The sequence below is a fragment of the Olsenella sp. Marseille-P4559 genome, from assembly GCF_900605015.1.
Classification (GTDB): Bacteria; Actinomycetota; Coriobacteriia; order Coriobacteriales; family Atopobiaceae; genus Tractidigestivibacter.
In genome coordinates this window covers 333,838-350,169 of the sequence record NZ_LR027573.1, presented here as the reverse complement: position 1 = coordinate 350,169, position 16,332 = coordinate 333,838, and the positions used below count along the sequence as shown (strand labels likewise).

Annotated in this window: 9 protein-coding genes; 7 read left to right on the top strand and 2 right to left on the bottom strand. The window is 63.9% G+C overall.

All coding sequences use genetic code 11. The features are described from left to right. Positions 1-82 precede the first annotated feature (82 nt). Both E0E00_RS01560 and E0E00_RS01555 read left to right on the top strand, forming a co-directional pair. The gene (locus E0E00_RS01560) at positions 83-2,653 is read left to right on the top strand and encodes an alpha-L-rhamnosidase (RefSeq protein ID WP_130811636.1); all 2,571 of its coding nucleotides are present in this window, start codon (positions 83-85) and stop codon (positions 2,651-2,653) included. Between the two features lie 2 nt (positions 2,654-2,655). Then, complete coding sequence (locus tag E0E00_RS01555; RefSeq protein ID WP_130810775.1) at positions 2,656-5,151, top strand: glycoside hydrolase family 2 TIM barrel-domain containing protein; 2,496 nt, start codon at positions 2,656-2,658, stop codon at positions 5,149-5,151. Positions 5,152-5,501: 350 nt separating this feature from the next. Here the strand turns inward: E0E00_RS01555 and E0E00_RS01550 are convergent, their stop codons facing one another. Continuing rightward, positions 5,502-7,007 carry an MFS transporter gene (locus E0E00_RS01550; RefSeq protein ID WP_130810773.1) on the bottom strand — a complete coding sequence of 502 codons (1,506 nt, stop codon included), beginning with the start codon at positions 7,005-7,007 and terminating at the stop codon, positions 5,502-5,504. 299 nt (positions 7,008-7,306) lie between these two features. Here E0E00_RS01550 and rhaB point away from each other — a divergent pair, with 299 nt between their 5' ends. From rhaB to rhaD, 3 genes are read left to right on the top strand one after another with little or no spacing between them, the layout of a single operon-like run. After that, on the top strand, positions 7,307-8,743 hold the full coding sequence (gene rhaB / locus E0E00_RS01545; protein WP_130810770.1) for a rhamnulokinase: 1,437 nt from the start codon (positions 7,307-7,309) through the stop codon (positions 8,741-8,743). Then, positions 8,736-10,019 (top strand): L-rhamnose isomerase, encoded by a 1,284-nt coding sequence (locus E0E00_RS01540; RefSeq protein ID WP_130810768.1) that lies wholly within the window; start codon positions 8,736-8,738, stop codon positions 10,017-10,019. The genes rhaB and E0E00_RS01540 overlap by 8 nt, the downstream gene beginning before the upstream one ends. Before the next feature lie 33 nt (positions 10,020-10,052). Further along, positions 10,053-10,871 (top strand): rhamnulose-1-phosphate aldolase, encoded by an 819-nt coding sequence (rhaD, locus tag E0E00_RS01535; RefSeq protein WP_130810766.1) that lies wholly within the window; start codon positions 10,053-10,055, stop codon positions 10,869-10,871. A gap of 375 nt (positions 10,872-11,246) precedes the next feature. On the opposite strand, the gene E0E00_RS01530 is transcribed toward rhaD, so the two are convergent. After that, positions 11,247-11,915, bottom strand: a complete 669-nt coding sequence (locus E0E00_RS01530) for a hypothetical protein (protein ID WP_130810764.1) — start codon at positions 11,913-11,915, stop codon at positions 11,247-11,249. A 203-nt stretch (positions 11,916-12,118) separates the two neighbouring features. Here E0E00_RS01530 and E0E00_RS01525 point away from each other — a divergent pair, with 203 nt between their 5' ends. Together E0E00_RS01525 and E0E00_RS01520 are read left to right on the top strand one after the other, a co-directional pair. Next, positions 12,119-13,141 (top strand): LacI family DNA-binding transcriptional regulator, encoded by a 1,023-nt coding sequence (locus E0E00_RS01525; RefSeq protein WP_130810762.1) that lies wholly within the window; start codon positions 12,119-12,121, stop codon positions 13,139-13,141. A 355-nt stretch (positions 13,142-13,496) separates the two neighbouring features. Then, positions 13,497-16,001, top strand: coding sequence for a phosphoketolase (locus tag E0E00_RS01520; RefSeq protein ID WP_130810760.1), 2,505 nt, complete (start codon positions 13,497-13,499; stop codon positions 15,999-16,001). The last annotated feature ends 331 nt before the right edge of the window (positions 16,002-16,332 follow it).

The window sequence follows — 16,332 nt, the reverse complement described above, 5'->3', positions numbered from 1 at the left end:
GCCTTCGCGTCGGTGAGAATGGACAGCAGCGGGCGGGCAGGGGATGCGTCCCATGCCCGCCCTTCTTGAAATGGGGAATGGCATGCTGAGACTACGACGATTTGCCTGTGAGGGCCTTGAGAACGGCTGCGTGACAGACGAGACGCACCCGCGTTTCTCGTTCGCCTTCGAGAGCGACCGCAGCGGGGCGAGCCTGTGCGAGGTCACGCTCGAGGCCAATGGCTGGACATGGCGCGACACCGGTCGGGCGTCTGTGCGCTACGATGGTGCGCCTCTCTCGCCATGCACCACCTACCAGGCACGCATTTGCGCAACCGATGATGCTGGCGAGTCCGCGAAGGGCACGATCGAGTTCGAGACGGGGCTTCTCGGCGGTGCTTGGGAGGCAGAGTGGATAAGCGATGCCTCCTACCACTTTGGCGAGAGGGGCGTTGCGCCTGTGCCCATGGTCTTTCGGTATGGCTTCCCGCTCGAGGGCGGGGTGCGCCGTGCCCGCGTCTACGCCACGGCGCTTGGCATCTACGACATCTCCCTCAACGGCGAGCGCGTGGGCGAGCGCTACTTTGCGCCAGGCTTCACCTCGTACGCCTCTACGCTCCAGTACCAGGCCTATGACGTGACAGACCGGCTTGCTGCGACGAACGAGCTTGTGGTGACCGTCGCCGGCGGCTGGGCGGTGGGGCCGTTCTCCTACACGCGCGCGAACCGCGTCACCGCCGACAGGCAGGCGCTCCTTCTTGAGGTGCGCGTTGAGTATGAAGACGGGTCGACACAAGTCCTGGGGACCGGTGACGGCTGGGAGGTCACCGAGGACGGTCCGTGCCACATGGCCTGCTTCTACGACGGCGAGACGTACGACGCACGCGTGAGCTTGGACAACGCCGCCTGGCGCCCGGCCGCGCGCGAGACCCTGCACGTGAGCCCGGCGCTTCTCGCCGAGGATGGCGCGCCCGTCTGCGCCCACGAGCTCATGCGGCCCGAGAGCTGCACCAAGGTGGGCAACGAGCTGGTTTACGACTTTGGGCAGAACTTCGCAGGCGTCGTCGACCTCGTCGTGGATGGGCTCGAAGGCCAGACCATCGTCGTGCGCCACGCGGAGATCCTGAAGCCGGACGGAACGCTCAACACGGACTTCCTGCGCACGGCGAAGGCAACCGTCACCTACGTCTGCCGCGAGGGGCGCCAGGAGTTCTCGCCGCGTCTCACGTACATGGGCTTTCGTTATGTGTCGGTGAGTGGTGTGGACGAGGCGAACATCGAGGTGCGCGCCCGGGCGCTCTACTCCGACCTGCGCCAGACCGGCGAGTTCGTCTGCTCAGACGAGCGCCTTAACCGCCTGCAGGAAAACATCGTGTGGAGCTCGAAGTCCAACCTCATGGACATCCCCACCGACTGCCCGCAGCGAGACGAGCGCATGGGCTGGACCGGTGACATCGCGGTCTTTGCCCCAACCGCCTGCTTCAACTTTGACATGGGTCGCTTCCTGCGTAAATGGCTCCGCGACGTGCGAGTGGAGCAGTACCGCACGGGCGGCATCCCCGTGACCGTCCCGTCGCAGGGCTTTGGCTTCCCCACGACCATCCCTCCCATGGCGGTGGACTTCTGGGGCGACGCCTGCGTCCTGGTGCCGTGGGCGCTCTACCTGGCAGAGGGGGACGAGGAGGTACTGCGCGAGAACTTTGAAACCATGAGGCGCTATGTCGACGCATGCCGCTTCTGGGCTGGCTTTGGCGTGGGTGACTACCACTACATCTGGCACACGCCCGCGGTGCTCCACTTTGGTGACTGGGTTGCCCCCGACGTACCGAAGATGAGCCAGTGGCAGGGCCGCAGTAGGTGGACGGCCACGGCGAGCCTGCAGCACACGAGCGGCCTCGTTGCGCGCATTGCGAAGATTCTTGGCGAGAAGGACGCCGCCGAGAAGTACGGGCGTCTGAGCGAGCGCGTTGCCAGGGCGTATCGTAACGTCTTCACCGACGGCCACGGCAGGCTCAAGCGGGAGTTCCAGACCGCCTACGTCCTGCCGATTCAGTTTGGGATGTTCAAGGGCGAAGAGCTCAGTGCGGCGGTGGCTCGTCTCTCTCAGCTGGTCGAGCAGGGTGAATACCGCATTGGCACCGGTTTTCCTGGCACCCCGTACATCCTCTTCGCCCTTGCGGACCACGGCCAGAAGGACGTGGCCTTCAAGATGCTCGAGTGCACGGAGTGTCCCTCGTGGCTCTACGAGGTGGTCCACGGCGCAACGACGATCTGGGAGCGCTGGGACGGCCTGGACGAGAACGGCAGCTGCCCCATCGGCGACGACGGCACCGATCAGATGATCTCGTACAACCACTACGCGAGCGGAGCGGTGGGAGACTTCCTCTACCGGCGGGTGGCGGGCCTGGAGCCACTCGAGCCGGGATACCGCAGGTCCCGCGTGCAGCCGCTCGTCGGGGGAGGCCTCCGGTCTGCCAGCGGCACGGTGGAGACCCCGTTCGGCAGGCTTGGAAGCAGTTGGAAACTTGATGGGACGGCATTCTCGCTCGATGTCGAGGTGCCCCTGGGCACCTCGTGCGAGGTCGTGCTGCCCGATGGCAGCGCGCACGAGGTGTGGTGTGGTACGTACTCGTTCGTCTGCACGATGCCGGCAGCCAAGGAAGCGGGGGAATAGCGATGAGGGCCCAGTCGTTCAATGACGGATGGCAGTTCCGAAGGCTTGCCCTCGAAGGCGAGAAGAACGCGCCTCTCGAGGACGTCACGCTTCCCCACGACGCGATGATTGGCGAGAAGCGCAGCCCGCAGGCGGTATCGGCTCAGAACAGCGGCTGGTTCGAGGGGCGCGACTACGAGTACACCAAGACCTGGGTTCCGCCGGAGGAGTTGGCGGGCAAGTCGCTCGTTCTCGAGTTCGAGGGGGTCTACCACCTCGCGGAGGTGTGGGTCAACGACGCGCTCGTGGCGGAAAGGCCCTTCGGATACACGAATTTCTACGTTGACCTCGACGGGCTGGCAGAGCCCGGGAGGCCGTGCGAGCTGCGCGTTGTTGCAAGGAACTCGGACCAGCCCAACAGCCGTTGGTACTCCGGGGCGGGCATCTACCGTCCCGTCACGCTGTGGGTGGGTGAGCGGGTGCGGCTCCTGCCAAACGGCATCGCCGTGCGCACGCTCTCGCTGGACGGCAGCTGCGCCAGCGTCAGGGTTGCCCTCAGGGCGAGCGACACTGGGTTGGCAACGGTCGAACTGCTGCCGGAAGACTCCTCTGAGCCCGTCGCCGCTGGCAGCGTCGAGCTGGGTGCTGATGGCACCGGAGCGCTCACGCTCGAGGTGCCCCAGCCCCGCGTCTGGTCGCCGGAGCATCCGGACCTCTACCGATGCAGCGTCGCCCTTGCTAGTGAGGACGGCCGCATCGACCACGCCGAGACGCTCTGCGGCATCCGCACCCTCGAGTGGGGCGACGACGGGCTGCTCCTCAACGGCAATCGAATCGTGCTGCGAGGCGCCTGCGTCCACCACAACAATGGCGTGCTGGGCGCTTGCGCCTATGCCGACGCGGAGTGGCGCAAGGTCCTTCTCATGCGCGAGCAAGGCTACAACACCCTGCGCTCTGCTCACAACCCCTGCTCGAAGGCGCTGCTCGACGCCTGCGATCATCTTGGCGTCTTGGTGATGGACGAGTACGTGGACCATTGGTACATCCACAAGACGCTCCACGACTACGTCGAGCACTTCGACGCGTGGTGGCGCAAGGACCTGGAAGACATGGTCGAGAAGGACCGCAACCACCCCAGCGTCGTGCTCTACTCGATTGGCAACGAGGTTGCCGAGACGGCACAGGAGCGCGGCGTCCTTCTCACCCGTCAGATGGTCAAGCGCCTGCACGCGCTGGACCCCACGCGACCCGTCACCTGCGGCGTCAACATCTTCTTCAACCTGCTGAGCTCGCTGGGGCTGGGCCAGTACTCCGACGAGAAGGCACGTCGAGAGGCCGAGCGGGCCGCACGGCAGGACGTTGCTCCTCACCGCGCGGTAGGCAGCGAGTTCTACAACAGGCTGGCGGGACTTCTCGGTGCTGGGTTCATGAAGAAGGGCGCTGCGCTTCCCGCATGCGACCGAGTTACGCGCGACGCCTTCGCGCAGATGGACGTTGCCGGTTACAACTACGGCATCGACTGCTACAAGCACGACCTGCGAGCGTATCCGCACCGGCTCATCCTGGGGAGCGAGACCTTCTGCTCCGACGCGCAGCGATTCAGCGAGTTCGCCGAGAGGGAACCGCGGCTCATAGGAGACTTCGTGTGGGCGGGCATGGACTACCTCGGCGAGACGGGCGTTGGATCTTGGGAGTACAAGGACTACGCGCCGCGCGAGAGTGGTTTTGGCTGGCTCACGGCGGGGTCGGGTCGCGTGGATCTCACGGGCAAGCCCCTGGGCGAGGCACTCTACACGCGGGTAGCGCTTGCCGGAGAGGCTGGCCCCTACCTCGCCGTCTGTCCCGTGAACCACACCGGCGAGCGGCACTCGCCGAGCGCCTGGAAGATGTCGAACGCCATCGAATCGTGGAGCTGGGATGACTGCGAGGGGAGGGTCGCCAACGTCGAGGTCTACGCGCATGCGCACGAGGTGACGCTGCTCCTCAACGGCCGAGAGGTCGGGCGCAGGAGGCTCAGGGGCTCGTGCGTGGCCCGAATGTCCTGCAGGTTTGAGCCGGGAATGCTCGAGGCCGTTGCCTTTGACGAGGATGGACGCGAGCTGAGGCGGCATGCGCTGAGAAGCGCCGAGGGTCCAACGGAGCTTCGTGCCGAGGTCGAGTATGCCGGCGTGCCGGGCGGGTTTGTGCGCCGGGACGTGTGGCATGGTGGGGCAGACGAGAAGGTCGTCGGCGTTGGCGCTGGTAGGCTCGCCTTTGTCCGCGTGCGCTATACCGGGGCGGAAGGCGAGACGCGTCCACTTGCGAGGGGTGTGTTGAAGGCTTCCCTCAAGGGTGGAGACCTTCTCGGCTTTGGATGCGCCTCGCCCTTCAACGAGGGCAGCTTTGTCACGGGGGAGGCCCAGACCTACTTTGGTGAGGCCCTGGCGGTCGTGCGACCGACACCGGACTCGAGCGGCGTGCGCCTCTCGGTCACCGATGGCACGCTCTCAGCGACGCTGGAGGTTCCGGTCATTCGCTAGCGGGTTCGCCTCCAACTCCATCGATGCCGCCGCCGGAGGTGCTGCCGGCGGCGGTTTTAGTCGGCAGCAATCCCGCTCGGCTGCGATCCGGTTGTCGGCAATGCCGCGCGGTGGCAATATCATTCTTTTGCGAAATCCGTGAATCGAACTGGACGTTTCCGCAGTTCGTGAGTATCGCGATTCACGGATTCCGCAAAAGAAAGGCAGAGGGGGCTCCGAAAGGGGCCAGCGATGGGGGCTCCGGCAGGGGGCACAGCCGGCAGGGTTGCCTAGCGGCAGACGAAAAGTTCGGGCCCCGCAACTTGCCTGCGGTGCCCGGACTACTGCGCGATTCAATGAGGAGCTCTGCGCTATGCGCTCTCGGCCCCCGCTGCCACCCCCTCGTTGCGCCCCTTGAGGGTGGCCTGCTCCACCGGGAGGTTCTTCTCGACCGTGAAGAACAGAAGCAGCACCCCGCAGATAGCGAATGCCACGGTCTCGACCCAGATGTAGCAGCCGGCGATTGCCGTTTGGGCTGCGGCAGACTGGGCGGCAACGCCAAGCGCAATATCTGCCGCCTGGTCGTATCCCACACTGCCCAGGATGCCCGAGAAGATCGCGTTGCAGATGGGCGTGGCGGCAACTGCGATGCAGCTGTAGATGGACATGGTGAGGCCGTCGGTGCGGATGTGGTTCTTGTACTCGATGTGGTCAATTACATCAGCGAGCATGGCAAGGATCATGTAGCCAAGCGGAGCGGACCCAAGGCACTTGATGGCGACACCCGCTGCAACGGGCACGATGTTGCTTCCGCCAAGCCCGGCGATGATTCCGCCAATAACGCCGACCACCATGCCCACGATGCACACGCGCTGCTTGCCAAACTTGTTGCAGAGAGGGATTACGAAGAGGATGGCTGCCGCCATGGGAAGCGCGCCCATGATGCTGAGGAGCGACTGCGATGCACCCCATGCCTCTGCGGTCCCAAAGAACCCGTTGTCGAGGACCCACTTGCAGAAGTACACCATCGATCCGTTCTTGAAGGCACCGCTGAACTGGTAGAGCAGGTACGCGACGATGATGATCCACCACATGGGCTCGTGCGCCACGGAGGAGAGCTGGCGCGAGAGCGACGGCGCCTCCTTCTTCTCGCCTTCTGCCTGAGAGGCGCTCACCTCCTCGGTGATGCGTTCACGTGTAAAGCGAAACTGCAGGTAGACGGTGATGAGAGTAAAGAGTGCAATGGCGGACATCGCAGGGAGCCAGAGGCTCTGGTCTTCCTTGAGATAGAACGAGACGAGGATGGGGAAGACCATGGTGCCGGCGCCCATGACGCCAAATCCGGCGATGTTTGTGAAGGATGCCATGGTCCCGCGCTTCTCGGTGTCGCGCGTCGAGACCGCGACCAGCGTCGAGTTGGCAGTGTTGTAGATGGGATATGCCACCGAGTAATATAGGTTGAAGGCTATGGCAATCCAGACCATGCGCGCGGTGCCCTCAAACGGCACGAAGAACATGAGGACCGTGGACGCCGCAAGGGTAAGGGCGGAAAGCAGAATCCAAGGACGCGCTTTCCCGGCAAGGCAGTGCGTACGCTCTATGAGCTGGCCAACCATGAGGTTCGCTATGACGATGAGAACGGTCGAGACCAGCTGCAGCGCCGTGAGGAACGAGAGATCGAGGCGCAGGACGTCCGTGAAGTAGTTCTGCAGCTGGCTCGTGAAGATGCCTGAGGCGAGAAGTCCGCCAAACGGGCCGAGGAAGTATCCAAAGATGACCTCGGGCGGCGTGACGCGGTCGCGCTTCGCGAGCGAGCTGGTGAAGGGACTCTCCCAGAGTCCCTTCCTGGGCTTCTGGGACGTTGCTGTCTCTGCCATGTGCTTCCCCCTGTCAGGCGTTGTGGGCCACTGGCCCGAAATGATGACGAATCCAGCAAGTGCTTGGCTCGGTATGGAATATGTTAACAAGAATTCAGAAAAATATGAAAATAGTTTGCAGACGGTTGGGTTATGCCGGTGACAGGTTCCCTAGAGACGCTCGAATGCCGGTTGGAAAACAATTTCCAATGTTTAGCGAATTTATGGTATTAATTACCTAAGTCACAACCGAAAAGAGGGAACAGACAGGTATCGTAGACACCGACAGCGATATTCTGCCCAACACTCAGGGAGGCAACATGACTTCGCGCCACCTGGCAATAGACATCGGGGCGTCGAGCGGTCGCGCCATCGTGGGAGAGCTGGACGAGACGGGCCGCATCCGCCTCACGGAGGTCCACCGTTTTGAGAACGGCCTCACGCGCAAAGACGGGCATCTCTGCTGGGACATCGACGCCCTGTGGGAAAATGTCGTCGCCGGCCTTTCGGCCGCCCACCAGCGTGGCCTCACGCCTTCCACGGTGGGCATCGACACCTGGGGCGTGGACTTTGTGCTGCTCGACGACCACGACCGCCGCGTAGGCGGCGTGGTTGGCTACCGTGACCCCCGCACAGAAGGCGTGCGGGAGGAGCTGGGGCGCACGGGCGTGCTCGACTTCTCGGAGCACTATGCGCGCACGGGCATCCAGTATCAGCCCTTCAATACAGCCTACCAGCTGGTTGCCCTCAAGCGTGAGCATCCCGAGCAGCTGGTCTCCGCCCGAGCCCTCCTCATGGTGCCCGACTACCTCAACTTCCTCCTTACAGGCGAGAAGGCCAACGAGTACACTAACGCGTCTACAACCGCGCTAGTTGGGGCTACGTCGCGCGATTGGGACCGCGAGCTTCTCGCCCGCCTGGGCCTGCCGGCAGACATCTTCCAGCCTGTCCGCATGCCGGGCTGCTCGCTGGGCCGCCTTCGCCCAGAGGTCGCCCGTCGCGTGGGCTTTGACGCCGAGGTGGTGCTTCCCGCCACGCACGACACGGGCTCGGCCTTTTTAGCTGTCCCCGCGCGGGACGACCACGCCGCCTTCTTAAGCTCTGGCACCTGGAGCCTTTTGGGGACGGAGCTTGTGGCGCCTGTCACCACGCCCGTCAGCGCGGCGGCAAACTTCACGAACGAGGGTGGTTACCAGGCAAGGTATCGCTTCCTCAAGAACATCATGGGCCTCTGGATGATTCAGCGCGTGCGCCGCGAGTCCGCACGCCCGGATGGGACCCTCCCCAGCTGGGGCGAGCTTGTCTCTGCCGCCAGCACCGCTCACGAGCAGGGCTTCCGTGCGGTTGTGGACGCCGAGGACGCGCGCTTCCTCTCGCCAGCCTCGATGGTGGGGGAGGTGCGCGCCGCCTGTGAAGAGGCTGGCCTGCCCGCACCCAAGACAACGGGTGAGGTGGCCTGCGTGGTCTTCGACTCGCTTGCCGCGGACTACGCGCGCACGGTGCACCAGATGGAGGCGCTCACGGGTACGCCGTTTACCAGCGTGAACATTGTGGGCGGAGGCGCTGCCAACGCCTACCTCAACCAGGCTACGGCCAACGCCTGCGCACTTCCCGTCTACGCCGGCCCCACGGAGGGCACCGCCCTAGGGAACTTGATCGTGCAGTTCATCTTTGCGGGGGAGCTTCCAGACCTTGCCGCTGCCCGCGCGGCAATCGCTCAAAGCTTTGATATCAAGGAGGTCACACCACATGAGTAACACATCCACCGTCGCCGCACCCGCCGCCTACGAGGCGGCCCGCGCCCGCTACGCCGCCTACGGCATCGACACCGAGGCCGCTCTCGCGCGCCTGGCTGCCAAGCCCATCTCCATGCACTGCTGGCAGGGCGATGACGTGCAGGGCTTTGACCAGGGCGACAACCCCGCATCGGGCGGCATCATGACCACGGGCGACTACCCCGGTCGTGCCCGCAACTTCGAGGAGCTCAAGGCGGACTTCGCCTACGCCGCGAGCCTCGTCCCGGGTGCCAAGCGCGTGAACCTGCACGCCAGCTACGCGGTCTTCTCGGACGAGAACCCCTGGCACGACCGCGACAAACTCACCTACGAGGACTTTCGCCCCTGGGTCGAGTGGGCGCGCGAGCACGGCTTTGGCATCGATTTCAACCCCACGTTCTTCTCGCATCCGCGTGTCAACCATGGCCTTACGGTGAGCTCGCCAGACGAGGAAACCCGCGAGTTCTGGATTCGTCACGCCATCTGTTGCAGGCAGATCTCCGAGAGGATCGGCGAGGAGCTGGACGACGAGGTTCTTCTCAACTTCTGGATTCCCGACGGCCTGAAGGATACCCCCACCGACCGCTATGGCCTGCGCAAGAACCTGGTAGACGCGCTGGATCGCATCTATGCCGAGCCCGCGCCGCACGTGGTTGACTCCTTCGAGCAGAAGGTCTTTGGCATCGGCGTCGAGGGCTTTACGGTGGGCGACCAGGAACTTTACGAGGGCTGGGCAGCGCGCCACGGCGGGAGCGCCTGCGTGCTTCTCGACACCGGTCACTTTAACCCCACCGAGAATGTGGCAGACAAGCTCTCGGCACTGGCGCTCTTCTTTGACCACCTGCCGCTGCACGTCACGCGTCCCATGCACTGGGACTCGGACCACGTGACCCTCTTCAACGACGACCTGCGCGAGCTTGCGGGCGAGATCGTGCGCGTGCCGGGTGCCTGGGAGAAGTCGATGATCGGCATGGACTTCTTCGACGCCGCCATCAACCGCATTGGCGCATGGGCGTGCGGCATGCGATCCATGGAGAAGGCCCTGCTCTTCCAGCTGCTCCAGCCAAACGACCAGCTCAAGGAGATGCAGGACACGTTCCAAGACTCGCGCAAGATGATCGTGCTCGAGCAGTTCAAGTGCATGCCCTTCGGCGACGTGTGGGACGAGTACTGCCGTCGCGAGGGTGCGCCGGTCGAAAGCGAACTGTGGGACAAGGTCAAGGCATACGAGGATGAGGTTCTGAGCGCCCGCGCGTAGGCGGGTGGTCTGGCGAGAAGGGAAGCAGCGATCATGGCTATGGTCGATCTGGACTTTGTGCAGGGGTTCGCGCGCATGTGCAACGACGGCTGGCTGCAGGGCTGGCACGAGCGCAACGGCGGCAACCTCACGTATCGCCTGAGCGAGGAGGACGTGGAGGCCGCGCGACCGTTCTTTGACGAGCCGCGCAGATGGCACGAGATTGGCGTTGCCCTGCCCAACCTGGCGGGGGAGTACTTCGTGGCGACGGGCTCGGGGAAGTACCTGAGAAACGTCGCGCTTGACCCCGCGGCTAACATCGGCATCTGCGAGCTGGACGAGAGGGGCGAGCGCTGGCGCGTGGTGTGGGGCCTTCTCGGCGGCAGCGTGCCCACGAGCGAGTTCCCCACGCACCTCATGAACCACAGCGTGCGCAAGCGCGTGACCGGCGGAACCAACCGCGTGATCTACCACTGCCACGCCACCAACGTGATCGCGCTCACCTACGTGCTGCCGCTCACCGACCGCGACTTTACGCGGCCGCTCTGGCAGAGTGCCACGGAGTGCCCGGTGGTCTTCCCCGAGGGCGTGGGCGTGGTGCCTTGGATGGTTCCCGGCGGCGTTGACATCGCGCGTGCGACGAGCAAGAAGATGGAGACCTACCAGGCCGCGGTCTGGGCCATGCATGGCCTGTTCGTGAGCGGCGCAGACTTCGATGCCGCCTTTGGGCTTGCCCACACCATCGAGAAGAGCGCGGGCGTCTACGTGCGCGTTCTCTCCTGTGGCGGCGCGCGCCAGACGATTACCGACGATGACCTACGTGCCATCGCGCGCGACTTCGGCGTGATGCTCAACCCTGCGATGCTGGACTAGGGGAGGGGCTGGCCCTGGCTTGGCCAGCCGTTTGGCCAGCCCAAGGGAAAACTACGGCTTAATTGCAGGTCGTGGCTCCGCCAGGGGTGCAATTGAGTCGCAGGTTTGTCCCGACGGGCAAATAGTCTCAATCGTGCGTACGCATGAGTAAGTAAATCTGCCGGGACTCTGGTGTTTGCCCAGTTGGCCGAGAAGAACATGGTAACGAATCGAGGTCGTGCGTACGCACGATGGCGATTTTCTGCCATCACGGGACCTCTGGCAGGTGAAATTGACAGATAGTCGAGGTCGTGCGTACGCACGACCGCGATCTTCTGCCATCGGGGCGGTTGCCTGTCGGGCGGCATTGATGGTCGCTCTGATGGCTCCGCCCGCCTACCTCCTCCCTGTGTCCTTTGGGTCGTCCTTCGCGCCCTTCTCCGCAACATGCCGCGCGTTCTCCTCGAGCTCCCTTGCGGCGCCCTCGGCCTTGCGGCGCCACTCTTCGACCTTGGGCTTTCTCTTGGCGTTCTCGTACTGGGTGGCGATCAGCAGCGCAAGCCTCATGCGCTCCTGCGCGCTCTTGGCCTTCTCGTACTGCACTTCCATCTCGTCGATGTGGCTGTAGTCGCTCTCGGCAAAGATGTCCCACATGAGTCGTGACTCATCCGCCACGGACTTGTCGGCGGTCTTCTCAATCTCTTCCAGCAGGGGCTTGGCGTCCTTGTAGCGCTCGTGCTCCATGTAGTAGCGGTACGCCTTCACGACGAGGTCGGCGCGCTGCTTCTTGGAGGGCCGCATGGAGAACAGCAGGTCAAACTGCTTGGCGGCGCTCTTCTCGTCGTCATTCATGAGGTAGGCGTTGAGCTTCATGTACTCGCGGTTGTACGGCGGGAACAGCCACTTCGAGCCTGGGGTCTCGAGCAGGTCGAGCGCCTCGTCGTACTTGTCGGAGCGAAGGAGCAGCGCAAACTTCCCAAGCCTTGATGTGCGTAGCACCTGCTCGATAATGAAGTAGGCTGCGGCGACGCAGATGAGGACGATGGTGACGATATTGAACTCCATGGGGTCTCCGGTAGACGTAGGGTTACGGCTGCTAACAGTGTAGCCCGAGCGGAGTCAGCCCGCACGCAGATGCGGGGTGGTCCCGCAGTGACGGGCTCCGCAGCCCAAGATCCCAAATTTGCGAGCCTGGCTCGCGTGGAGTTTGTTCTCAGGCTATCTTCTATACCGACATGCGGGCTTACTACTTGCGGCGGGATGTGGCAATGGCAAAGGTGACGCTCAAGGATATCGCACGCGAAGTGGGACTCTCGTCTGCCACGGTGTCGCTCGTTCTCAACAACCGACCGTGCCGCGTGAGCGAGGAGAACCGCCGCCGCATCAAGGAGGTCGCGCTGCGCAAGCACTACATCCCCAACCAGATTGCGCGCAGCCTGGTGATGCAGCAGTCGCACTCGTTTGGGCTGGTCGTGCCTAACATCCAGAGCCGCTACTTTGCGTCTCTCGCCAACAACCTCGAGATTCTCTGTCGCGAGCGGGGCTACCTGCTGCTGATCACCAATTCTGTAGGCTCGTCCGAGAGCGACGCCGAGTTGGTCCGCCTGTTGGTGAACCGCGGGGTCGACGGCATCTTCCTCGTGGTTGCGGACGAGTTCACCACCGACCAGGAGCTTATCGACGCCCTTGCGCAGCTGCCGGTGCCGCTTGTGATGGTTGACCGCTTTATCGAAGGCGTGAGCCGAGACCGCGTGCGCTACGACAACGAGCTTGGCGGTTACCTGGCTACGGATCACCTTTTGCGGCATGGGCACCAGCGGGTGGCATGCATCATCAACCCAGGCTCCAACACGGGTCGACTGCGCCTTGCTGGCTATAGGCGCGCGCTGGCCGAGCATGGGATTGACTTTGACCCCAGGCTGGTCTTCGAGAGCGACTACTACATTCCCGACGCCTGGCAGGCGGCCGAGGGCCTTCTTGCCACCGATGCCACAGCGGCATTTGCGAGCAGCGACAACATTGCGTTGGGGCTGCTCAAGCGCGTGTACGAGCACGGCCTGCGTGTGCCGGACGACCTTTCGGTGGTGAGCTACGACAACAGCGCGGCCGACTCTCTCTTCGAGCCGGCGCTTACGTCTATCGAGCAGAACGTGCCCGCGATCTCCAAGGTTGCGGCCGACATGATGCTCGCGCGCGTGGGGGAGCACGGTGACGATGCAGAGGTTGCGCCGTCGGTCGAGCGCATGCTCACGCCACGGCTGGTCGAGAAGGACAGCGTCCGGTGGTTGTAGGCGGTGGGTTCATGGCGGTCGGCTGGCCGCGGGTGGCGTGCGTGGGGAACGGTGCGCATCCTTGCCGCTCAAGCGGGTTGACGACGCATGATTGCGCTGCCGTAAATTCCGACCGGTTACGACCGTCTAACCGGCGATGTTTTACGGAGAAGGTCTCTCTCGCCGCAAATCCCGAACGTTTAGCGCTGCCCGCCTGCCTCGCACTCCCCAATTGTGCAGACCTTACGCACCGCTTGAGAAATCCGATCTGTTCTCACGATGATAAAACGTTTTACCTACTACACTGTGAAATGTGCAGACAGTAGTAGTCGGTGGGTGAGCGGCACAGCATGCCGCCAGCGAGAGGAGAACGAGTATGGCTCAGCCCGTGTTGGGAACTCCCTGGAAGAAGCTCGACGGACCGGTGAGCGAGGACGAGATCGCGTGGGTCGACAAGTATTGGCGCTGCGCCAACTACCTCTCCGTCGGCCAGATCTACCTGCGCTCCAACCCGCTCATGCGTGCGGACTTCAAGAACCAGGACGGCCCCGTCGGCTTCACGCGCGAGGACGTCAAGCACCGTCTCGTCGGCCACTGGGGAACCACGCCCGGCCTCAACTTCCTCTTTGGCCACGTGAACCGACTCATCCGCGACCACAGCCAGAACGCCATCTTCCTCATGGGTCCCGGTCACGGCGGACCCGCCGGCACCGCGCAGTCCCTCCTTGACGGCACCTATCGCGAGATTCGCCCCGACATCACCAACGATGAGGCTGGCCTCCAGAAGTTCTTCCGCCAGTTCTCCTACCCCGGCGGAATCCCCAGTCACTACGCTCCCGAGACCCCTGGCTCCATCCACGAGGGCGGCGAGCTGGGCTATGTCCTCTCGCACGCCTATGGCTCGGTGCTCGACAACCCCAGCATGCTCGCGGTTGCCGTGGTGGGCGACGGCGAGGCCGAGACCGGCCCTCTCGCCACCAGCTGGCAGACGAACAAGTTCATGGACCCTCTCACCGACGGCATCGTGCTGCCGATCCTGCACCTCAACGGCTACAAGATTGCCAACCCCACCATCCTCGCCCGCATCTCCGATGCCGAGCGCGACGAGTTCTTCCGTGGCATGGGCTATCACCCCTACAACTTCGTCGCCGGCTTCGACGAGGAGGACCACGCCTCCATCCACCGTCGCTTTGCGGCGCTGCTCGAGGCCGTCTTCGACAAGATCTGCGACATCAAGCGTCGCGCGGCCGCCGGCGAGGCGTCCCGCCCGTTCTACCCCATGGTCATCTTCCGCACCCCCAAGGGCTGGACCTGCCCCAAGGAGATCGACGGCAAGAAGACCGAGGGCTCTTGGCGTGCGCACCAGGTGCCCCTGGCGTCCGCCCGCGACACCGAGGCCCACTTCGAGGTCCTCAAGGGCTGGCTCGAGTCCTATGGCCCCGAGGGCCTCTTCGACGAGAAGGGCGCCATCCGTCCCGAGGTCACCGAGTTCATGCCCGAGGGCGAGCTGCGCCTGGGCGCCAACCCCAACACCAACGGCGGCAAGCTCCTTGAGGGCCTCGACCTCCCCGACACCTCCAGGTACGAGATTGACGTCAAGGGCGGCGGCCACGGCTTTGGTGCCACCGAGGCGACCCGCGTCCTGGGCGAGTACACCGCCGAGCTCATCAACAACAACCGCGACAAGTTCCGCATCTTCGGTCCCGACGAGACGGCCTCCAACCGTCTGCAGCCCAGCTACCAGGTGACGGACAAGCAGTGGTTCAACGGCGACCTCAACGACGACCCTGCCAACGACGAGCACCTTTCGCCCGTGGGCAACGTGATCGAGCAGCTCTCCGAGCACCAGTGCGAGGGCCTTCTCGAGGGTTACATCCTGACCGGCCGCCACGGCCTGTGGTCGAGCTACGAGAGCTTCGTGCACATTGTTGACTCCATGGTCAACCAGCACTGCAAGTGGCTCGAGGCCACCGTGCGCGAGATCTCCTGGCGCAAGCCGATCTCCGGCCTCAACATGCTCCTCTCGAGCCATGTCTGGCGCCAGGACCACAACGGCTTCTCTCACCAGGATCCCGGTTTTGTGGACGTGCTTCTCAACAAGTGCTTCAACAACGATCACGTCGTGAACATCTACTACCCCGCCGACGCGAACCTGCTCCTGGCCGTGGCCGAGCGTTGCTATACCTCGGCCAACTGCGTGAACGCGGTCTTTGCCGGCAAGCAGCCCGCCCCCACGTGGCTCACGCTCGACGAGGCCCGCGAGGAGCTCGCGGCTGGCGCCACCGAGTGGAAGTGGGCGTCCAACACCGCTGACGACGAGGAGCCCGACATCGTCCTTGGCTGCTGCGGTGACGTGCCCACGCAGGAGACCATGGCCGCGCTCGAGCTCCTCGACAAGCTGGGCGTCAAGTGCCGCCTGGTGAACGTGGTTGAGCTGCTCAAGATCCAGAACGCCTCCGAGAACGACGAGGCCCTCACCGACGAGCAGTTCAAGGCGCTCTTCACCTCCGACAGGCCCGTCCTCTTTGCCTTCCATGCCTATCCCGGCACAATTCGCCGTCTGATCTGGGGCCGTCCCAACCACGACAGCTTCCACGTCCACGGCTACGAGGAACAGGGCTCCACGACCACGCCCTACGACATGCTGCGCCTGAACCACATGGACCGCTGGGCGCTCGCGGCCGACGCGTTGCGCATTATCGACGCCGAGAAGTGGGCCGACCAGATTGCCAAGTGGGAGAAGTTCCGTCAGGATGCCTTCCAGTTTGCGGTTGACAACGGCTACGACCACCCCGCCTTCACCGACTGGGTGTGGCACGACGCCAAGGACGCTGCCACTGCGGTCAGTGCCACCAAGGCCACGGGCGGCGACAACGAGTAGGCGTCTCTCTCGTTGCCGCGTGTTTTGTCTGGGTCCGTCGGCTTGCGTCGGCGGGCCTTTTCTTGTGCGGGGGCGGAGAGTGGGATCCCGTTTGGCACGAATTTACGGTTGGTGGCAGTTTTTCGGGATCGCTCCGAGTACAAAGCGGTTCTAGGTTTGATGAAGCGCAGGTCAGGGGTTTGCGACTGGCATCATGACATATAAGTAATGCAACGGATTCTGCCACCAACCGTCATTTCGCAAAACGGGGCTCGTGGCGATTTGGGCTCGGCGGCGGTGCCGCCCCTCCTGGTGGCAGTTTGTTGTCGTCGTGCGTACGCATAAATGCGGT